The following is a 19,423-nucleotide window of genomic DNA, read 5'->3' as shown; positions in this document are numbered from 1 at the left end:
GAAATTCAGACCTCGACGGTCGGAATCTTGCGCGGCGCCATGAAGTACATCCAGATCAGCGCGATGAAGTACATCGCCGGAATCAGGGTGAACAGCACGGTGTAGTTGTTGTTGGTCACGGTCAGGATATGGCCGACGATCTGGGTCATGAACATCCCGCCGATGGCCGCGCACATGCCGCCAAAACCAAACACCGTACTCATCATGTGCTTGGGCGTGTAGTCCATCACCAGGCTCCAGATGTTGGCCGTCCAGGCCTGGTGCGCGCCGATGGCCAGGGAGATGGCAAACACCGCGACCCACAGCTGGCTGGAACCGGCGGCCATGATCACCCCGACGATGCAGCAGGCGAACAGCAGCATCGACAACAACCGCGCCTTGATCGGATTCATCCCACGGCCGATCAGGAACGAAGACAGAATCCCGCCGCCAATGCTGCCGAAGTCCGCCGTCAGATAAATGATGATCAGCGGGATGCCCATCTGGGTCACGTTGATGCCCAGGTTGTATTGCTGATTCAGGAACGGCGGCAACCAATACAGGTAGAACCAGAACACCGGTGCGGTCATCGAGTAGGCGAGGGCGAAGGCCCAGGTGCCGCGCATCCGCAGGATGCCGCTGAACGGCACGCGGGGTTGTTCCGGTTCGACTTCCTGCTGCACGTAGTCCAGTTCCGATTGCTTCACGCTCGGATGGTCTTCCGGGTTGTAGTACTTGAGGCCCCAGAACAGCAGCCAGATCCCGCCCAGTGCCGACATGCACAGGAAGGCGGCCTGCCAACCCCACACGTGAAGGATCAGCGGCAGCAGCATCGGCGTCATCATCGCGCCGACGTTGGTGCCGGCATTGAAGATCCCGGTGGCCACGGCACGCTCGCCGGCAGGGAACCACAAGCGGGTGGTCTTGACGCAGGCCGGGTAGTTGGCGGCTTCGGTCAAACCGAGAATGAACCGGCAGACCATAAAGCCCACCGCCGAGGTGGCCAGGCCGTGGGCGCCGGTGGCCAGGCTCCACAGCAGCACCGCGCAGAAGAACACGCGCTTGACGCCGACCCGGTCGATCAGCCGACCTTGCAGCACAAAGCCGATGGCGTAACCCACCTGGAACCAGAAGTTGATGTTGGCGTAGTCCATCGCCGTCCAGCTCATTTCCTTGGCCAGGATCGGTTGCATCACGCCGAGGGCGGCGCGGTCGATGTAGTTCAGGGTGGTGGCGAAAAACACCAGGGCCAGCATGCCCCAGCGGGTTTTACCGACAGCCATGGCGCCACGGATTTTGTCGCCGATGCCGCTATGGGGATTGCTGTGGCGCACGGCCACGGCGGGATTTTGCGAAGGCATGAGGAAGTACCCGTTTTTTTGAAATTTTTATGGTGTGTTCAGGGTCTTGGTTAACCGAGGCCACTCAACCCGAGCGGGACTCAATGTGCTGTCGATGGTGCGCAGAGGCTAAAAAATCGTCAATTCGCCGATTGCCATTCTGTTCGATAATCGCCCATAAAACTAACCGGTTCGTACATTTCAATTGCTGTGATGAACCTGGCGGCCAATAATTTGCCGTAAATAAGACCTGCTTCATCTGCCGGGAGTCGCCCCATGCAACGCTCCATCGCCACCGTTTCCTTGAGCGGAACCTTGCCGGAAAAACTCGAAGCCATCGCCGCTGCCGGGTTTGATGGCGTGGAAATCTTCGAAAACGATCTGCTGTATTACGACGGCAGTCCGCGGGAAGTTAGGCAGATGTGCGCCGACCTCGGCATTGCCATCACCTTGTTCCAGCCGTTCCGGGATTTTGAAGGCTGCCGCCGCGACCGCCTGGCGCGCAACCTTGAACGAGCCGAGCGCAAGTTCGACTTGATGCAGGAGCTGGGCACCGACCTGGTGCTGGTGTGCAGTAACGCGTCAGCCGATTCCGTTGGCGATGAAAGCATTCTACTGGATGACCTGAGCCTGCTGGCCGAACACGCTAGCCGGCGTGGCCTGCGCATTGGCTATGAAGCGTTGGCCTGGGGCCGGCACGTCAACACGTGGCAACAGGTGTGGAACCTGGTGCGCAAGATCGATCATCCGAGCCTGGGCGTGTTGCTCGACAGCTTCCACACCCTGTCCCTCAAGGGCGACCCGAGCGCCATTGCCGAGATTCCCGGCGACAAGATTTTCTTTGTGCAGATGGCTGACGCGCCGATCCTGGCCATGGATGTACTGGAATGGAGCCGGCATTTCCGCTGCTTCCCCGGGCAAGGCGAGTTCGACCTGGCGGGCTTCCTTGCACCCATCATCAAGAGCGGCTACACCGGTCCGTTGTCGTTGGAAATCTTCAACGACGGCTTCCGCGCCGCGCCGACTCGGGCCAACGCCGCCGACGGCCTGCGCTCGCTGCTGTACCTGGAAGAGAAGACTCGCCAGCGGCTGGCGGAGGAAGCCAAACCTGTCCCAGAGATTCTGTTTGAAACCCCGGCCGCCAGCGAATACGACGGCATTGAATTCCTGGAATTTGCCGTGGATGAAAACCTCGGTGCCAAGCTCACTTCATGGCTGGAGCGCCTGGGCTTCGTCAAGGCCGGGCAGCATCGCTCCAAGAGCGTGAGCCTGCTGCGCCAGGGCGATATCAACCTGATCCTCAACTGTGAACCCTATTCCTTTGCCCACAACTTCTTCGAGGCCCACGGCCCGTCGTTGTGCGCCACGGCGATCCGCGTGAAGGACAGCGCCAAGGCCCTGGAGCGTGCGGTGGCCTACAAGGGCCAGCCGTATCGTGGCCTGGTCGGCCCCAACGAGCTGGAGCTGGCGGCCGTTCGTGCACCGGATGGCAGCCTGATCTACCTCGTCGACCAGAACGAAGGCGGCCTCTACGACACCGATTTCAACCTGCAAACCGCGAGCGCTGCCAGCGGCGGCCTGCTGCGCATCGACCACATGGCCATGGCCTTGCCTGCCGACAGCCTCGACAGTTGGGTGCTGTTCTACAAAAGCCTGCTGGATTTCGAAGCCGATGACGAAGTGGTGCTGCCCGACCCCTACGGCCTGGTGAAAAGCCGGGCACTGCGCAGCCGCTGCAGCTCGATTCGCCTGCCGCTGAATATTTCCGAGAACCGCAACACCGCGATTTCCCACGCGCTGTCGAGCTATCGTGGCTCGGGCGTGCACCACATTGCCTTCGACTGCGCGGACATTTTCAGTGAGGTCAGCCGGGCCAAGGATGCCGGTGTGCCGCTGCTGGATATTCCGCTGAACTACTACGATGACCTGGCAGCGCGGTTTGATTTCGACGACGAGTTCCTCAGCCAGTTGGCGTACTACAACGTGCTGTACGACCGCGATGCCCAGGGCGGTGAACTGTTTCACGTCTACACCGAGCCGTTCGAAGGACGGTTTTTCTTCGAGATCATCCAGCGCAGGAACGGCTACACCGGTTACGGCGCGGCCAACGTGGCGGTGCGCCTGGCCGCCATGGCCAAGTCCCGCAGCGGTGCGACGCGCCAAGCCAGGTTGTAAGGTGCCGGCGCTTCCTTCGGCGTGCGGCGCGGCCCATAATCACCGCCTGCACCTAAGGCCGTGAGCGCACCATGACCCTGACTTCCGAGCTTCCCGCCGCGGCCACTGCGCCGCGCAAGAGCCGCAAGAACAACCCGGAAAAGACCCGCGAGAACATTCTCCAGGAAGCCATCGTCGAGTTTGTTCAGCAGGGCCTGTCCGGCGCCCGAGTGGACGCGATCGCGGAGCGTATCCAGACCTCCAAGCGCATGATCTATTACTACTTCGGCAGCAAGGAACAGCTCTACGTCGAGGTGCTGGAGAAGCTCTACGGCGACATTCGCAACACCGAGACCCGGATGAACCTGACGGCCCTGGAGCCCCGGGAAGCGATCCGCCGGCTGGTGGAATTCACCTTTGATCACCACGATCAGAACGTGGATTTTGTGCGGATCGTGAGCATCGAGAACATTCACAACGCCGAGTACGTAAAGCAGTCGACGTCGATCAAGGCGATGAACAGCAACATCCTCGAAGCCCTCGGCACCACGTTACGCCGGGGGGCGGAGATGGGGCTGTTCCGCGAAGGGCTGGAGCCGCTGGACGTGCACCTGCTGATCAACTCGTTCAGTTTTTACCGGGTGTCCAACCGCCACACCTTCAGCGAGATCTTTCAGATCGAGTTGTCGGATGAGGCGGTCAAGCAACGGCATCGGGCGATGATCTGCGAGTCGGTGTTGCGCTATTTGCAGGCCTGAGTTCAACACTGAGCAAATGTGGGAGCGGGCTTGCCCGCGATAGGATCAACTCGGTTTGTCTGAAGTACCGAGGTGCTTGCATCGCAGGCAAGCCAGCTCCCACATTTCTGATCCGGTTTCTACAGTTGGGTGGTCATGCTCTGGAAGTGCGCGAGCATGCGGTCTGCATCGGCCACTTCGCCACTGAACAACTCAAACGCCTTCACCGCCTGAAACACCGCCATGTTGCCGCCATCCAGGGTGCGGCAGCCCAGGGCGCGGGCGTTGCGCAGCAGTTCGGTTTCCAGCGGGAAATACACAATCTCCGCCACCCACAAGTCGGCGCGCAAGGTGTCCAGCGGTACGGGCATACCCGGTAGCTTGGCCATGCCCATCGGTGTGGTGTTCACCAGGCCGTCGGCTTCGGCCATGGCGCTTTCCAGGTCATTGCCTGCCTGGGCCCGACCGGCACCGAAATGCTGGTTGAGGTTATCCGCCAGGCTGCGGGCGCGCTCGGCGTCCACGTCAAAAATACTCAAGCGTTCCACGCCTTCGCCCAGCAGCGCGTGGGCCACTGCCGCGCCGGCACCGCCCGCGCCCATTTGCACCACGAACGTGCGAGCCACATCACTCAAGCCCCGGCGAAAGCCTTCGGCAAAGCCCAGGCAGTCGGTGTTGTGGCCGATGCGTTTACCGTCGCAAAGCACCACGGTATTCACCGCGCCGATGCCCCGCGCTTCGGGCGACAGTTCGTCCAGCAGCGGCAGGATCACCTGCTTGCACGGGTAGGTGATGTTCAAGCCGGTGAAGTTCATCTGCTCGGCGGCCATCAACAGGTCGGGCAGCGCGCGGGTATCCGTCTGCAACTGGTCGAGGTCGATCAGGCGATACAGGTAACGCAAGCCCTGTGCATCGCCTTCGCGCTCGTGCAAGGCCGGAGTACGGGAAGCCTGGATGCCGGCGCCTATCAGGCCGGCGAGAATTCGACGTTTGGACACCGGGCTCATCCCTTCAAGGTCTTGCTGAAATGTTCGAGGGCCAGGTGATAACCATGGCTGCCAAATCCGGCCAGCACCGCCTTGGCAATCGGTGACACAAAGGAGTGATGACGGAAGGCTTCCCGGGCATGCACGTTGGACAAATGCACTTCGATCACCGGCACTTCACTGGCCACCAGCGCGTCGCGGATCGCCACCGAGGTGTGGGTCCAGGCCGCCGGGTTGATCACGATGCCGGCGCAACGGGCGCGGGCGCCGTGGATCCAGTCCAGCAATTCGCCTTCGTGGTTGGTCTGGCGGAATTCGACTTTCAGTCCCAGCTGTTCGGCGCTGCGGCCACACAGGGCGGCGACGTCGGCCAGGGTTTCGTGGCCATAAGTGGCGGGCTCGCGAGTGCCGAGCAGGTTGAGATTGGGGCCGTTGAGCACCAGCACGATGGGCGGCATGAAGGGTTCTCCACTGTTGTTTTTATGTATGCCGATAAAATGTACTGGATGGTTAATTTGGTCAATCACCTGGGTGGGAACCGTTCGATTATCGAACGCAGAATCAAAACCACCGTTATGCAGATCAGAGTTGATATCAATTGAAAATCATTCTCGACAACGCTTAAGATGCCCGCCTGTTTCCTTTACATTCCAGGGAGTCGGTTTGTCGGACGTGGATCTCAAAGGCCTGTTTCTCAAGCACGCCGATACCCTGCGCGGGTATCTCGCGCGCAAGGTACGGGACCCGCAGTTGGCCGCAGACCTGGTGCAGGAGAGTTTCCTGCGTCTGGCACAAAAGCCGGTCGGCGAGCGTATCGACAACTCCCAGGGCTATCTCTATCGCACGGCCAGCAATCTGCTGATCGACCATATTCGCCAGGAGGCACGGCGCAAGACCGACTCCGTGCCCCACGAGGCGCTGGCCGAGATTGAAGACGAAATGGCCGGGTTGGAGGCTCAGGCAATGGCGCAGCAACAGCGGCAGGCATTGAAGCAGGCACTGGCGGAATTGCCGGAGCGTACCCGACAGATTTTCCGCCTCAACCGCATCGAGGGCATGACCCATGCCCAGGTTGCACGACACCTGGATATTTCCGACAGCTCAGTGCAAAAGCACCTGGCCAAGGCGCTGGCGTATGTCATGCAGCGTTTGCAGGAAGGCGAGGCGGGGCCATCCGACGAATGAATTACCGACAAACCTGGGGTCAAACGTCACAGCGTTACATAACGAAAAATTCGAGATTCACACGTGAATAGCCCAGGTTCCCAACAGCACAGCATTACCGAGGCGGCTGCCGATTGGGCGGTGCGCCTGCACGCCGGCGCCCTGACCGATCAGGAACAGGCCGAGTTGCGCCAATGGATCGCCAGGGACAGCCGCCATGAAGCTGCGCTGCGTTTTGCCGAGCAGACGTGGGCGGCGCTGGGCGAGGTGCATCGCGATGAGACGGTGCATCGCCAGCGGCCAGCCGCCGCTTCTGCGCCTGTGCGCGGCTCCCGGCGCCGCAGGCCGTGGCGCGTGGCAGCGAGTGTCGCGCTATTGCTGGTGGCGGCCGGCGTCGGCTGGGTGCGCGGGCCCGAAGCGTTGCTGCACCTGCAGGCCGATTACGTCACCCACAAGGGCGAAGTGCGCACCGTGCACCTGGCCGACGGCAGCAGCGTGCAACTGGATTCCGCGAGTGCAATCAAGCTGGAGTTTGACGGCGTGCAGCGGCGCATCAGCCTGATCAAGGGCTCGGCGATCTTTGATGTGGCGCCGATGGCCGGCGAGGAAAAGCGGCCGTTCGTGGTGCAGAGCGCCAGCGGGCAAACCCGCGCCCTTGGCACGCGGTTTGTGGTCGAGCGGGAAGATGACCGGCAGGCCTGGATCGGCGTGTTGCAGCACAGTGTGGCAGTGACGCTCCAGGCGCTGCCGCAGAAAGAAACTGTGCTCAAGGAGGGCCAGGCTGCGCGCTACAGTCCCGAAAACGGCGTGGTCGCCCTTGATGACCTCGATCTGGAGCGCGCCACCAGTTGGCGCCGGGGCGTGCTGATCTTCGACCGGTTGCCACTGGCCAAGGTCATCGAGCAACTCAACCGCTACCGGCCTGGCAAGGTGGTGCTGACCGACGCCGACCTGGGCACCCGTGAAGTCAGCGGCGTGTTCCGTCTCGACATGCTCGACACCGCCCTCGGTACCCTGACCGAAGAATTGCAGGTGCAGCGCTTCGATCTGGCGGGGCTGAGCCTGATCTATTGATGGGGTCGCCGGGCCCCATTTACGCCCTTCGAAAAAACTTTCAAAAAAACCTTACTGAGTTCCGACGCCTGACACGTCCTGTTAAGTGAGAAGTATTCGCATAAACAAGAATGGTCAGCGAAGGGATAACGTAGATGTCTGCAATCACCAAGGGGCGTATCACCGGCAGCCGGTTGGCCCTTGCCATTCACTTGGGGCTGTTCGCCTCTGCCTGCCAGGTGCAGGCCGCCGAGGCGCCGGCTGGTGCGTCGCAGCCCGCTACCTTGATGTTCGACATCGCCGCGCAACCCTTGGGCAGCGCCGTGCTGAGCTTCGCCGACCAGGCAGGCTTGCAGGTGCTGTTCGACAGCCAGCGCCTGCAAGGGTTGAGCAGCACCGCGCTCAAGGGCAGCTTCAGTGTGCACGAAGGCCTGGGCCGTTTGCTCGGTGCCGCCCCGGTGGAATACCGCTTTACCGGCGCCCGCCAGGTCACCCTGACCCGGGTTGAACAGCCGGCCAACGCTGCGCTGGCATTGGCGACCACCACGATCACCGGCCAGCACAGGAATGACTGGGTGTACTCATCGCCGCGCTCGGTCAGTGTGGTGGGGCGCGAACAGTTGGATCGCAACCCGCCGCGCCATGCCGCCGAGATGCTGGAAGAGGCCCCTGGGGTCTACTCGGCGGTCAGTCAGCAGGACCCAGGCCTGTCAGTGAATATCCGCGGGATCCAGGACTATGGCCGGGTCAACATGTCGGTCGACGGCATGCGCCAGAATTATCAGCAGAGCGGTCACCAGCAACGTAACGGCACGCTGTATGTCGACCCGGAGTTGCTGTCCGAGGTGGTGATCGAAAAGGGCGCGACCTCCACCATGGGCGGTGCGGGAGTGATTGGCGGGGTTGCCAACTTTCGTACCGTGGAGGCGGCTGACCTGCTCAAGGACGGCAAGCAAATCGGCGGGCGCATTCGTGTCACCACGGGCCTCGGCGGGCTCAGCAACGGTACGCACTTCATCGGCAGTTCGGCGTTTGCCGTCGGCACCGATGTGTGGGACATGCTGGTGGCGGCCAGTGAGCGGCATCTGGGGGATTACGACCCCGGCACCCAGGGCAGCATCGGCGACCTGCGTACCGGCACGGCGTTCATACCGGCCAGCCAGGATCGCATCAAGAATACCCAGGTCGCCTATTCGGGCTCGGTGATGCGTTCGCGTCTGCTCAAGCTCGGTCTCAACTTGCCGGCTGATCAACGTTTGCAACTGAGTTACCTGTTGACCGAAGTCGATTACGACGACGTCAACATGATGACCGCCGAAAAACCTCAATTATGGGAAAAGCTCGGCATCAGCAACGTCAAGGCACAGAACCTCGCGCTGGACTACAGCTACACGCCGGACAATCCGCTGATCGACTTCAAGGCCAAGCTCTACGCCGTCGACACCCGCAATGACCAGTCCACGCTGGCCCGCGGCCGCACACCCGGCTATGACGTGACCTATCAAACCGACACCTATGGTGTTCAGGCGCAGAACACCTCGACCTTTGCCTTGAGCGAGCTGTCCGTGCTCAAGGCTAACTATGGGCTGGAGTTTTTCTACGACAAGGTCCGGCCGGACTCCAATCAACCGTTGGAGGCTGGCTCTGCGGTTGAGGCTTCCGCGCTGGAAAGCATCACCCCCAAAGGTGACCGGGCGATGGGCAGCCTGTTCGGTCGCCTGGATTACGACTACGACGACTGGCTGAACCTGAATGCCGGGCTGCGTTACGACCGCTATCGGTTGCGGGGCGAAACCGGGTTGAACACCCGCACCTTCATCATCGGCACTACCCGCCAGATCGGCGTACCCGTGGCCTATGACGTTGACCGGGAGGAGGGGCATTTCTCGCCGACCTTCGGCCTGTCGATCAAGCCGGGTGTCGACTGGCTGCAGCTGTTCGCCACGTACGGCAAGGGCTGGCGCCCTCCGGCGGTGACCGAAACCCTGGTCAGCGGCCGGCCCCATGGCGGCGGTTCGGAATCGATCCTGCCCAACCCTTACTTGAAGCCCGAGAAGTCCACGGCGTGGGAGGTCGGATTCAACGTGCTTAAGGAAGACCTGCTGTTCGCAGACGACCGTGTGGGCGTGAAAGTGTCCTACTTCAACACCCGCGTCGATGACTTCTCCTATATGGCCTTGGGGGTGCAGCCGCCCGGTTATGGCATCGCCAACATTGGCAATGCGGCATATGTGAACAACCTGGAGACCACCCGTTTTCGCGGCCTCGAATACCAACTGGATTATGACGCCGGGTTTGCCTACGGCCAGGTCAACTACACCCGCATGCTCGGCAGCAACAAGTTCTGCAGCAACACCGCCTGGCTCGGCGGCGTGACCAAGATCCAGAGCCGGCCAGGTAACCGTAGGCCGGTGGACGCCATGGTGCCGGACAACGTGGCCAATGCCGCCGTGGGTTGCAACGCCATCCTCGGTTCCTCTGAGCACATGCCGATGGACCGTGGCACCGCGACGCTGGGCGCGCGTTTCTTCGAGCGCAAGCTGGATGTGGGTGTCCGCGCCCGCTACAGCGCCGGTTACTACGTAAAAGGCGGCGTCGGCGTGACCACCTCGCAAACCGGCGTTTACCCCGCTGACTGGAAGCCCTACACCGTCTACGACCTTTACAGCAGCTACCGCGCTACTGATCAGTTGACGCTGCGCCTGGCCATGGAAAACGTCACCGACCGCGCGTACCTGGTGCCGCTGGGCGACGTGCTGGCCTTCACCCTCGGCCGTGGGCGCACCCTGCAGGGCACCGTTGAATATCAGTTCTGACCGATTTTGCCCTGTGACGGGCAAAGCCACAGCAGGCACTGGCTTGCTGCGGAGTTACCACCCCATGACTTGGAGTTTTGCATGAGCATTTCTATTTCATACAGCACGGCCTATGCCGCTAATACCGTTGCCGAGTACCTGAGCGACTGGTCGGCTTACTTTGGCGACCTGAACCACCGTGAAGGCTCGGTCAAAGAGGGTTCGAACACTGGTGGTTTCAATCCTGGGCCGTTCGACGGTACCCAATATGGCGTGTCCAGCACGGTCAGCAATGCGGCGGTGGTCGCTGACGGCGACCTGCACTACACCCTGTTCAACCCGCCGTCGCACACGTTGTGGGGTTCGCTCGACGCCCTCAACCTGGGCACTGTCCTGACGGGCGGCGCTGCCGGCGGTAGCTACAGCCTCGCCAACCAGGAAGTCAGCTTTACCAACCTGGGCCTTGAGAGCCTGCAGTCGGAAGGCCGTGCGGGCCAGGTGCACCAGATCGTCTACGGCCTGATGAGCGGCGACAGTTCGGCACTCGCCTCGGCAATCGATTCCCTGCTCAAGGACATCGACCCAAGCCTGTCGGTCAACTCCACCTTCGACCAGCTGGCTGCAGCGGGTGTGGCGCATGTGGATTCGACGTCGTTCGCGGCGGCCGATGTGGCCCTGGTAGGCGTGCAGGACGTGCCTCAGGACTTTGCCCTGGCCGCCTGACGCCTTGGCTGCATGAAACAAGCCGATGAAGGATCACGCCTTCATCGGCTTTCGGTGTTTCCCGATTTCCCCCATGAGAATTCCCCGATGCGCCATGCCGGCAACGAAACCCTGGCCGCCCTCACCGCCTATAAAAGCGGCTTCCTTAACATTGGCCTGTTCTCGGCGGTGATCAACCTGCTGATGCTGGCCCCGGCGCTCTACATGTTGCAGGTCTACGACCGAGTGCTGGCCTCCGGCAACGAGATGACCCTGTTGATGCTGACGCTGATGATCCTCGGCTTGTTCGGCTTGATGGGCGCGCTGGAGTGGGTGCGCAGCCAGGTGGTGATTCGCCTCGGTACGCAGATGGACATGCGCCTGAACCAGCGGGTGTACGACGCCGCGTTCGAGGCGCAACTGAAAGGCGGCACCCAGGCGGCGGGGCAGGCGCTCAGCGACTTGACGGCCTTGCGCCAGTTCGCCACCGGCCAGGCGCTGTTCGCGTTTTTTGATGCGCCGTGGTTCCCGGTGTACCTGCTGGTGGTCTTCCTGTTCCACCCCTGGCTCGGCCTGCTGGCCCTGGCCGGCGCAGTGATCCTGGTGGCCTTCGCCTGGGTTAACCAGCACATCTGCCAGGCGCCGTTGGCCCAGGCCACGCAACTGTCCATCAGCGCCAGTCAGCAGGCCACGGCCAACCTGCGCAACGCCGAAACCATCGAAGCCATGGGCATGCTGGCGACCTTGCGCGCACGCTGGTTTGCCCAGCACCAGGCGTTTCTGGCGGCGCAGAACCTGGCCAGTGAAAAGACTGCGGCCATCAGTGCCTGGTCCAAGGGCGTGCGCCTGGCGTTGCAGTCATTGGTCCTCGGTTTGGGCGCGTTGCTCGCGGTGAAGGGGGAGATTACGCCGGGGATGATGATCGCCGGTTCGATCCTGATGGGCCGGGTATTGAGCCCCATCGACCAGTTGATCGGCGTGTGGAAACAGTGGAGTTCGGCACGCCTGGCCTATGAGCGGTTGTCAGTGATGCTGGCGGCCAACCCGGCGCGTACGGAGCGCATGAGCTTGCCGGCGCCCAGCGGCCAGTTGATGGTCGAGCAGGTGAGCGCATGTGCGCCGGGCAGTCGTCGACCTGCGCTGGCCAACCTCGGCTTCAGTCTTCCCGCCGGTGAAGTGCTGGGCGTGATCGGGCCGTCCGGTTGTGGCAAGTCGACGCTGGCGCGCCTGCTGGTGGGGGCTTGGGCACCAATGGCCGGCAAGGTGCGCCTGGACGGCGCGGACCTGGCGCAATGGGACAAGCAGCAACTCGGCCCGCACATTGGTTATCTGCCACAGGACATCCAGCTGTTCGCCGGCAGCATCGCCGACAACATCGCGCGTTTCGGCGCGGTGGATTCGGACAAGGTCCTGGCTGCCGCGCAAATGGCCGGCGTGCATCAACTGATCCTGCAACTGCCCCAAGGCTACGACACCCAACTGGGTGAGGGCGGTGCCGGATTGTCCGGCGGGCAGAAGCAACGTGTCGCACTGGCGCGGGCGCTGTACGGCTTGCCCGCGCTGATCGTGCTGGACGAGCCCAACGCCAATCTCGACGAAGCCGGCGAGCAGGCCTTGCTGCAGGCCATCACCTCGCTCAAGGCGCAGCGCCGCACGCTGGTGTTGATCACCCACAAGACCAACGTGCTGACCCTGACCGATCAATTGTTGATTCTGCGGGACGGACAGCTGCAAGCGTTCGGGCCGACGGTTCGGGTGTTGGAGGCTACGCAGAAACCTACGGCAGCACCGCCCAAACCGGTGTCGACGATGAGCATGAGCTACCGCCTCGGCGAAGGAAAAAAGCATGAACCGACCTGTGCTTGTGGCGGACAACAGCGTGCCGCCCGTGAATAACGTACTGGCGCTGGACGATAAAAAGTACGCGCGTCTGGGCTGGTTGTTGGTGCTCGGCGGGTTTGCCGGGTTTCTCGGCTGGGCTGCGCTGGCACCGTTGGACAAAGGCGTGGCGGTGTCCGGCAAGGTCATGGTCTCGGGGCACCGCAAGACGGTGCAGCATCCGGCGGGCGGGATCGTCGAACGGATCGAAGTGCGCGATGGCGAGGTGGTGAGCGCCGGCCAGGTTTTGATCCGCTTGAAGGAAACGCCGTTGCGCGGGCAGATGCAGTCGTTGCGCAGCCAGTTCATCGCGTCACAGGCCAGCGAAGCGCGCTTGAGTGCCGAGAGTGAAGGCTTGTCGGCCATCGTCTTTGGCCCCGAGCTGCTGAGCGATCCGGAGGCTGCCGCCACCTTGAGCCTGCAACGGCAACTGTTCAGCAGTCGCGCCCAGGCCCTGGCCACGGAGCAGCAAGGCCTGCGGGAAACCATCGCCGGGGCCGAGGCGCAACTGCGCGGCACGCGGGATTCCCAGGCCAGCAAAGTGCTGCAACGCACCGCGATGAATGAACAACTGCAGGGCCTGCGGGAGCTGGCGCGGGACGGCTATATCCCGCGCAATCGGCTGCTGGAAAGTGAACGCCTTTACGCCCAGCTCGACGGCGCGATAGCGGAGGATTTCGGCCGCATCGGCCAGTTGCAACGGCAAGTCCTCGAACTGCGCTTGCGCATCCGCCAGCTCGGCGAAGACTTCCAGAAAGACCTGCGTGGCCAACTGGCGGAAACCCGTACCCGCAGCGACGACCTGCGCAACCGCCTGGCCTCGGCTGAGTTCGAACTGGCCAACAGCCTGGTGCGCGCCCCGGCGGCCGGCGTGGTGGTTGGGCTGGATGTGTACACAGAGGGCGGTGTGATCAAGCCCGGCCAGGCGTTGATGGACATCGTGCCCCAGGGCGAACCGTTGCTGGTGGAAGCGCGGGTGCCGGTGCAGATGGTCGACAAGGTGCACCCGGGCTTGCCGGTGGAACTGCTGTTCTCGGCCTTCAACCAGAGCACCACGCCGCGCATCGCCGGGGAAGTGACGCTGGTGTCGGCCGACCGCCAGGTCGACGAGCGCACCGATGAACCGTATTACACCGTACGCGCCCAGGTCAGCGCCGCCGGCATGCGCCAGCTCGATGGCTTGCAGATTCGCCCGGGGATGCCGGTGGAAGCCTTCGTCAAAACCGGTGAGCGCTCGATGCTCAACTACCTGTTCAAACCTTTGCTGGATCGGACTCACATGGCGTTGGTGGAAGAATGAAGGCGCTGGTATTCAGCCTGTGCTGTGCCTGTAGCGGTTCGGTCCAGGCGCTGGGATTACTCGATGCCTATGACCTGGCGCTGCGCAATGATCCGACGTTCCAGGCAGCGATCCAGGAACGCGAGGCTGGCGAGGAAAACCGCATCATCGGTCGCGCCGGACTGCTGCCGAACCTGTCCTGGAGCTACAACAACTCGCGCAACGAATCCGAAGTCACCCAGTCGACGGCGGTGGGCAATGTCACCAGCGACCGTGATTACCGCAGCTATGCGTCGACCCTGACCTTGCAGCAACCGCTGCTCGATTACGAAGCCTATGCGCGCTATCGCCAGGGCGCAGCGCAGGCGCTGTTTGCCGATGAACGCTTTCGCGGCAAGAGCCAGGAGCTGGCGGTACGGGTGTTGAGCGCCTACAGCCAGGCGTTGCTGGCCCAGGAGCGGATCGAACTGAGCCGCGCCCAGAAACGCGCGTATGCCGAGCGCCTGCAACTCAATGAACGGCTGCTCAAAGGCGGCGAGGGCACCCGCACCGATCTGCTGGAAACCCAGGCGCGCCTGAGCCTGGCCCAGGCCGAAGAGATCGAATCGTTGGACACCCAGGACGCTGCCTTGCGCGAACTCGAAGCGATAGTCGGTGAGCCGTTACAGATAGAAGAGCTGGCGCCTCTGACCCGACAGTTCGCCATCCCGCCGCTGGAACCCAATCGCTTCGAAACCTGGCGGGATATGGCGATGGCCAACAACCCGGAACTCAAATCCCAGCACCACGCGCTGGACGTCGCCGAGTACGAAGTGGAGCGCAAGCGCGCCGGGCACATGCCCAAGGTCAGCCTGTATGCGAGCAGCCGCCAGACCAGCTCCGACTCGGAAAGCAGCTACAACCAGAAGTACGATACCAACAGCGTTGGCATCCAGGTGAGCTTGCCGCTGTTTGCCGGTGGCTCGGTGTCGGCGTCAACCCGTCAGGCCGCCAATCAACTGTCCCAGGCGCAATATGAACTGGACGCGCAGACCGCCAGGACGCTGATCGAACTGCGCAAGCAATTCAACCTCAACACCAGCGGCGCGGCCAAAGTTCGGGCGTATGAAATGGCAGTCAGCTCGGCCACCGCCCTGGTGACGGCGACGAAGAAAAGCGTGACCGGTGGCGAGCGCGTCAACCTCGATGTGCTGGATGCCGAGCAGCAACTGTTCACGGCACGCCGCGACCTGGCGGATGCGCGGCATGCGTACCTGCTGGCGCGGATACAGCTGAAGTATTTTGCGGGGTTGCTGAACGAGCAGGACCTGCGGGCGTTGGCGGGGTATTTCCAGCCGTCAGCATGATGGCGATATTTGCCAACAGACCGATCCATTGTAGGAGCTGTCGAGCCTTGGCGAGGCTGCGATGGCGGCGGGACTGATGACATTTTTCTGTCTGACCTACCGCCATCGCGGCCTCGCTAAGGCTCGACGGCTCCCACATTTTGATCTGTGCAGTGCTGGGGATTTAACGCCGGGTCAGTAACACACCCGATTCCATGTGGTGCGTTCAGGGGAACTGGTCAAACAGCGCGCCCTTGTGCTGGATGCCGAGCAGCAACTGTTCACGGCACGCCGCGACCTGGCGGATGCGAGGCATGCGTATCTGCTGGCGCGGATACAGCTGAAGTATTTTGCGGGGTTGCTGAACGAGCAGGATCTGCGGGCGTTGGCGGGGTATTTCCAGCCGTCGGCATGATGGCGATATTTGCCAACAGACCGATCCATTGTAGGAGCTGTCGAGCCTTGGCGAGGCTGCGATGGCGGCGGGACTGATGACATTTTTTTGCCTGACCCACCGCCATCGCGGCCTCGCTAAGGCTCGACGGCTCCCACATTTTGATCTGTGCAGTGCTGGGGATTTAACGCCGGGTCAGTAACACACCCGATTCCATGTGGTGCGTTCAGGGGAACTGGTCAAACAGCGCGCCCTTGTGCTGGATGCCGAGCAGCAACTGTTCACGGCACGCCGCGACCTGGCGGATGCGAGGCATGCGTATCTGCTGGCGCGGATACAGCTGAAGTATTTTGCGGGGTTGCTGAACGAGCAGGACCTGCGGGCGTTGGCGAGGTATTTCCAGCCGTCGGCATGATGGCGATATTTGCCAACACACCGGTCGATTGTGGGAGCTGTCGAGCCTTGGCGAGGCTGCGATGGCGGCGGGACTGATGACATTTTTCTGTCTGACCTACCGCCATCGCGGCCTCGCTAAGGCTCGACGGCTCCCACATTTTGATCTGTGCAGTGCTGGGGATTTAACGCCGGGTCAGTAACACACCCGATTCCATATGGTGCGTCCACGGGAACTGGTCAAACAACGCACACTGGGTAATCCGGTGCGTGTCATGCAATTGCGCAATGTTTGCCGCCAAGGTTTCCGGGTTGCAGGAAATGTAGAGGATGTTCTCGAAGCGCCGGGTCAGTTCGCAGGTGTCCGGGTCCATCCCGGCACGCGGCGGGTCGACGAACACGCTGCCAAATTCGTAGCTCTTGAGGTCGATGCCGTGCAGGCGTCGGAACGGCCGCACTTCGTTCAGGGCTTCGGTCAGTTCTTCGGCAGACAAGCGCACCAGGGTGACGTTATCCACCGCGTTTTCATCGAGGTTGCTCAGGGCCGCATTCACCGAGGTCTTGCTGATTTCGGTGGCCAGCACCTTGCGCACGCGGGTGGCCAGGGGCAGGGTGAAGTTGCCGTTGCCGCAATACAGTTCCAGTAAGTCATCACTGCGATCGCCCAGGGCTTCGTACGCCCAGTTGAGCATCTTCTGGTTCACGGTGCCGTTGGGCTGGGTGAATGCGCCTTCGGGCTGGCGATAGCTGAATATGCGACCGCCGACGTCGAGTTTCTCGACCACGTAATCGCGGCCGATCACATCGCGCTTGCCCTTGGAGCGGCCGATGATGCTGACGTTCAGGTCCGCCGCCAGCTTGTTCGCCGCCGTATGCCAATGCTCGTCCAGCGGACGGTGATAGCACAGGGTGATCATCGCGTCGCCGGCCAAAGTGGTGAGGAACTCCACCTGGAACAGCTTGTGGCTCAGGGCGGCGCTGGCTTGCCAGGCGGCCTTGAGTTGCGGCATCAACTGGTTGATGCGCAGGCTGGCAATCGGGAACTCTTCGATGAGGATCGGCGTGCGCTTGTCGTCCTGGGAGAACATTGCGTAGTGGCGCTGACCCTCTTCGCGCCACAGGCGGAACTCCGCCCGCAGGCGGAAGTTCTGCAACGGCGAGTCGAAAACCTGAGGCTCTGGCGCGTCGAACGGCGCCAGCAGGTCACGCAAGCGCGTGACCTTTTCTTCCAGTTGAACGGTGTAGCTTGCGGCGTCAAAAGTCATGCGTTGAACCAGCCCAGCTTGATCACAAACAGAATCGACAGGATCACCAGCGCCGGGTTCAGCTCACGGTAGCGGCCCGAAAGCAGCTTGATGGCGGTCCAGGCGATGAAACCGAAGGCAATGCCGTTGGCGATGGAATAAGTGAATGGCATCGCCAGGGCGGTGATCACCACCGGCGCGGCGACGGTGATGTCGTCCCAGTCGATTTCGGCCAGGCCCGAGGTCATCAGTACGGCAACAAACAGCAGCGCCGGCGCGGTGGCGAAGGCCGGAACGCTGGCCGCCAGTGGCGAGAAGAACAGCGCCAGCAGGAACAGGATCGCGACCACAACGGCGGTCAAACCGGTACGGCCACCGGCGCTCACGCCTGCAGCCGATTCGATGTAGCTGGTGGTGGTCGAGGTGCCCAGCAGCGAGCCGGCCATGGCCGCCGTACTGTCAGCGATCAGCGCACGGCCCATTTTCGGCATGTGGCCGTCCTTGCCCATGAGACCCGCGCGCTTGGCGACGCCGATCAGGGTGCCGGAGTTGTCGAACAGGTCGACGAACAGGAACGCGAAGATCACGCTCACCAGGCCGATGTCCAGGGCGCCTTTGATGTCCAGTTGCAGGAAGGTCGGGGCCAGCGAAGGTGGCATCGACATCACGCCGCCGAACGGCGTAAAGCCCAGCACGATGGAGGCGATGGTCACCACCAGGATGCCGATCAACACCGCGCCGCGTACTTTCAGGGCTTCCAGCGCAACGATCAGCGCGAAGCCGAGGGTGGCGAGGATCGGTGCCGGTTGTTTCAGGTCGCCCAGGCCCACCATGGTGGCCGGGTTGCTGACCACGATGCCGGCGTTGTGCAGGGCGATCAACGCCAGGAACAGGCCGATACCCGCCGCAATCGCCGAGCGCAGCGGCAGCGGGATGCTGTTGATGATCCATTCACGGATACGGAAGATCGACAGCAGGAAGAACAGCACCGCCGAGATGAACACGGCACCCAGCGCCACTTGCCAGGTATGGCCCATGTGCAGGACGACGGTGTAGGTGAAGAACGCGTTGAGGCCCATGCCCGGTGCCAGGGCAATCGGGTAGTTGGCGATCAGGCCCATCACGGTGGAACCGATGGCCGCCGCCAGGCAGGTCGCGACAAAGACCGCGCCCTTGTCCATGCCGGTCTCGCCGAGGATGCTCGGGTTGACGAACAGGATGTAGGCCATGGCCAGGAAGGTGGTGACGCCCGCGAGAATCTCGGTGCGCACATTCGTGTTGTGTGCCTTGAGTTGAAACAGCTTTTCCAGCATGCCTGCTCCCTGTGACGCTATTTTGCGTCGTTATTTGTTGACCTCTAAGTCAAAGCACAAACTGCGCCAAGCGGCTGTGGTTCCAGAGAGGATCGGAAAAAGCGGCGCATCATACCAGCAGCCGAGGGCCAGTGGCGCATAGGCTTGATCATGGCCTTGAGGCATACTGCGCCGACGTTTATTACAGGGTCATCGACAGCATGAAAAAAGCCAGCGCCTGGAGTCTAGCTCTGTTCGGTTGTATCGGCCTGTGGCTCGGTGCAGCACCGGCGTGGGGCGCGCCTGCACCGGCGTTGAGCGAGGTGCGGGTGTTCAAGGTGCAGTCGGCCAATTGCACGGAAACCATCCCTGAACGGGCGGCCAGCACCCAGATGTGCACGCACCGTGGGCAGACGCTGGTGTACGTGATGGAAGTCGGCCTGGGCAACAGCTCCCAGGCGTTTTTCGACGGCGCACCGGTGTCCGGCACCAGCACTGCCATCTGCCAGGTGGGTTCCATCAGCCAGGCATGCAGCGGCGCTGGCACGTTGATGGGCTACATCTATACGTTCCAGCTGGATGTCGAAGCCGGCGGCACGTTTCAGTACAGCAACACCTCGATCAACCCGCCGCGCAACCAGTTGGTCACCACCCTCAGCATTCGTTGATCGCCACCCATCAATTGTCTTGAACGCTCATAACCTGCGG

Annotated in this window: 16 protein-coding genes and 2 pseudogenes; 12 read left to right on the top strand and 6 right to left on the bottom strand. The window is 62.2% G+C overall.

The features are described 5' to 3' along the window. Window positions 1-5: 5 nt before the first annotated feature. Together JFU58_RS12990 and JFU58_RS12985 are read right to left on the bottom strand one after the other, a co-directional pair. The gene (locus JFU58_RS12990) at window positions 6-1,340 is read right to left on the bottom strand and encodes an MFS transporter (protein ID WP_201140863.1); all 1,335 of its coding nucleotides are present in this window, start codon (window positions 1,338-1,340) and stop codon (window positions 6-8) included. 119 nt (window positions 1,341-1,459) lie between these two features. Continuing rightward, window positions 1,460-1,597, bottom strand: a complete 138-nt coding sequence (locus JFU58_RS12985) for a hypothetical protein (protein WP_157721300.1) — start codon at window positions 1,595-1,597, stop codon at window positions 1,460-1,462. On the opposite strand from JFU58_RS12985, the gene quiC reads away from it, so the two are divergent. Then, on the top strand, window positions 1,596-3,494 hold the full coding sequence (quiC, locus tag JFU58_RS12980) for a 3-dehydroshikimate dehydratase QuiC (RefSeq protein ID WP_201140862.1): 1,899 nt from the start codon (window positions 1,596-1,598) through the stop codon (window positions 3,492-3,494). The two genes, JFU58_RS12985 and quiC, sit on opposite strands and share 2 nt — an antisense overlap. A 71-nt stretch (window positions 3,495-3,565) precedes the next feature. Beyond that, entirely contained in the window at window positions 3,566-4,231 is a 666-nt protein-coding gene (locus JFU58_RS12975) for a TetR/AcrR family transcriptional regulator (RefSeq protein ID WP_076014048.1), read from the top strand. A gap of 119 nt (window positions 4,232-4,350) precedes the next feature. On the opposite strand, the gene JFU58_RS12970 is transcribed toward JFU58_RS12975, so the two are convergent. Further along, on the bottom strand, window positions 4,351-5,217 hold the full coding sequence (locus JFU58_RS12970) for a shikimate dehydrogenase (protein WP_201140861.1): 867 nt from the start codon (window positions 5,215-5,217) through the stop codon (window positions 4,351-4,353). Beyond that, window positions 5,214-5,654, bottom strand: coding sequence for a type II 3-dehydroquinate dehydratase (aroQ, locus tag JFU58_RS12965; RefSeq protein WP_017477859.1), 441 nt, complete (start codon window positions 5,652-5,654; stop codon window positions 5,214-5,216). The genes JFU58_RS12970 and aroQ overlap by 4 nt, the downstream gene beginning before the upstream one ends. 205 nt (window positions 5,655-5,859) lie before the next feature. Here aroQ and JFU58_RS12960 point away from each other — a divergent pair, with 205 nt between their 5' ends. From JFU58_RS12960 to JFU58_RS12920, 9 genes and pseudogenes are all read left to right on the top strand, one after another. Continuing rightward, window positions 5,860-6,381: an RNA polymerase sigma factor gene (locus JFU58_RS12960; RefSeq protein WP_093204841.1), complete on the top strand. Its 522-nt coding sequence runs from the start codon at window positions 5,860-5,862 to the stop codon at window positions 6,379-6,381. A gap of 63 nt (window positions 6,382-6,444) precedes the next feature. Beyond that, window positions 6,445-7,434 carry a FecR domain-containing protein gene (locus JFU58_RS12955; RefSeq protein WP_201140860.1) on the top strand — a complete coding sequence of 330 codons (990 nt, stop codon included), beginning with the start codon at window positions 6,445-6,447 and terminating at the stop codon, window positions 7,432-7,434. 134 nt (window positions 7,435-7,568) lie between these two features. Continuing rightward, window positions 7,569-10,229: a TonB-dependent receptor gene (locus tag JFU58_RS12950; RefSeq protein WP_201140858.1), complete on the top strand. Its 2,661-nt coding sequence runs from the start codon at window positions 7,569-7,571 to the stop codon at window positions 10,227-10,229. Window positions 10,230-10,310: 81 nt separating this feature from the next. Continuing rightward, complete coding sequence (locus JFU58_RS12945) at window positions 10,311-10,931, top strand: heme acquisition protein HasA (protein ID WP_201140857.1); 621 nt, start codon at window positions 10,311-10,313, stop codon at window positions 10,929-10,931. 87 nt (window positions 10,932-11,018) lie between these two features. Further along, on the top strand, window positions 11,019-12,806 hold the full coding sequence (locus tag JFU58_RS12940) for a type I secretion system permease/ATPase (RefSeq protein ID WP_201140856.1): 1,788 nt from the start codon (window positions 11,019-11,021) through the stop codon (window positions 12,804-12,806). Beyond that, window positions 12,757-14,088, top strand: coding sequence for an HlyD family type I secretion periplasmic adaptor subunit (locus JFU58_RS12935; protein ID WP_201140855.1), 1,332 nt, complete (start codon window positions 12,757-12,759; stop codon window positions 14,086-14,088). Before JFU58_RS12940 ends, JFU58_RS12935 begins: the two co-directional genes overlap by 50 nt. After that, window positions 14,085-15,413 carry a TolC family outer membrane protein gene (locus JFU58_RS12930; protein ID WP_063026977.1) on the top strand — a complete coding sequence of 443 codons (1,329 nt, stop codon included), beginning with the start codon at window positions 14,085-14,087 and terminating at the stop codon, window positions 15,411-15,413. Before JFU58_RS12935 ends, JFU58_RS12930 begins: the two co-directional genes overlap by 4 nt. Window positions 15,414-15,648: 235 nt before the next feature. Beyond that, window positions 15,649-15,807, top strand: a pseudogene (locus tag JFU58_RS12925) (TolC family protein); the annotation flags it as partial. Window positions 15,808-16,042: 235 nt separating this feature from the next. Further along, a pseudogene (locus tag JFU58_RS12920) lies at window positions 16,043-16,201 on the top strand (TolC family protein); the annotation flags it as partial. A gap of 163 nt (window positions 16,202-16,364) precedes the next feature. Here the strand turns inward: JFU58_RS12920 and trmA are convergent. After that, on the bottom strand, window positions 16,365-17,444 hold the full coding sequence (trmA, locus tag JFU58_RS12915; protein WP_093204865.1) for a tRNA (uridine(54)-C5)-methyltransferase TrmA: 1,080 nt from the start codon (window positions 17,442-17,444) through the stop codon (window positions 16,365-16,367). Beyond that, on the bottom strand, window positions 17,441-18,736 hold the full coding sequence (locus tag JFU58_RS12910) for an NCS2 family permease (protein WP_003215557.1): 1,296 nt from the start codon (window positions 18,734-18,736) through the stop codon (window positions 17,441-17,443). The genes trmA and JFU58_RS12910 overlap by 4 nt, the downstream gene beginning before the upstream one ends. 200 nt (window positions 18,737-18,936) lie before the next feature. On the opposite strand from JFU58_RS12910, the gene JFU58_RS12905 reads away from it, so the two are divergent. Then, window positions 18,937-19,383 carry a DUF4879 domain-containing protein gene (locus tag JFU58_RS12905; protein WP_017477850.1) on the top strand — a complete coding sequence of 149 codons (447 nt, stop codon included), beginning with the start codon at window positions 18,937-18,939 and terminating at the stop codon, window positions 19,381-19,383. Window positions 19,384-19,423 lie beyond the last annotated feature (40 nt).

Origin of the sequence: Pseudomonas sp. TH34, from assembly GCF_016650865.1 — a bacterium.
In the GTDB taxonomy this organism is placed as follows: Bacteria; Pseudomonadota; Gammaproteobacteria; order Pseudomonadales; family Pseudomonadaceae; genus Aquipseudomonas; species Aquipseudomonas yamanorum.
This window is presented reverse-complemented; position numbering and strand designations above follow the sequence as displayed.

Excerpts from the sequence above, each read along its gene's own strand:
- JFU58_RS12905 (WP_017477850.1), top strand. The coding sequence starts at position 18,937 with ATGAAAAAAGCCAGCGCCTGGAGTCTAGCTCTGTTCGGTTGTATCGGC.
- JFU58_RS12975 (WP_076014048.1), top strand. The coding sequence starts at position 3,566 with ATGACCCTGACTTCCGAGCTTCCCGCCGCGGCCACTGCGCCGCGCAAG.
- aroQ (WP_017477859.1), bottom strand. The coding sequence starts at position 5,654 with ATGCCGCCCATCGTGCTGGTGCTCAACGGCCCCAATCTCAACCTGCTC.
- JFU58_RS12935 (WP_201140855.1), top strand. The coding sequence starts at position 12,757 with ATGAACCGACCTGTGCTTGTGGCGGACAACAGCGTGCCGCCCGTGAAT.
- JFU58_RS12985 (WP_157721300.1), bottom strand. The coding sequence starts at position 1,597 with ATGGGGCGACTCCCGGCAGATGAAGCAGGTCTTATTTACGGCAAATTA.
- quiC (WP_201140862.1), top strand. The coding sequence starts at position 1,596 with ATGCAACGCTCCATCGCCACCGTTTCCTTGAGCGGAACCTTGCCGGAA.
- JFU58_RS12930 (WP_063026977.1), top strand. The coding sequence starts at position 14,085 with ATGAAGGCGCTGGTATTCAGCCTGTGCTGTGCCTGTAGCGGTTCGGTC.
- JFU58_RS12910 (WP_003215557.1), bottom strand. The coding sequence starts at position 18,736 with ATGCTGGAAAAGCTGTTTCAACTCAAGGCACACAACACGAATGTGCGC.
- JFU58_RS12945 (WP_201140857.1), top strand. The coding sequence starts at position 10,311 with ATGAGCATTTCTATTTCATACAGCACGGCCTATGCCGCTAATACCGTT.
- JFU58_RS12970 (WP_201140861.1), bottom strand. The coding sequence starts at position 5,217 with ATGAGCCCGGTGTCCAAACGTCGAATTCTCGCCGGCCTGATAGGCGCC.
- trmA (WP_093204865.1), bottom strand. The coding sequence starts at position 17,444 with ATGACTTTTGACGCCGCAAGCTACACCGTTCAACTGGAAGAAAAGGTC.
- JFU58_RS12950 (WP_201140858.1), top strand. The coding sequence starts at position 7,569 with ATGTCTGCAATCACCAAGGGGCGTATCACCGGCAGCCGGTTGGCCCTT.
- JFU58_RS12940 (WP_201140856.1), top strand. The coding sequence starts at position 11,019 with ATGCGCCATGCCGGCAACGAAACCCTGGCCGCCCTCACCGCCTATAAA.
- JFU58_RS12990 (WP_201140863.1), bottom strand. The coding sequence starts at position 1,340 with ATGCCTTCGCAAAATCCCGCCGTGGCCGTGCGCCACAGCAATCCCCAT.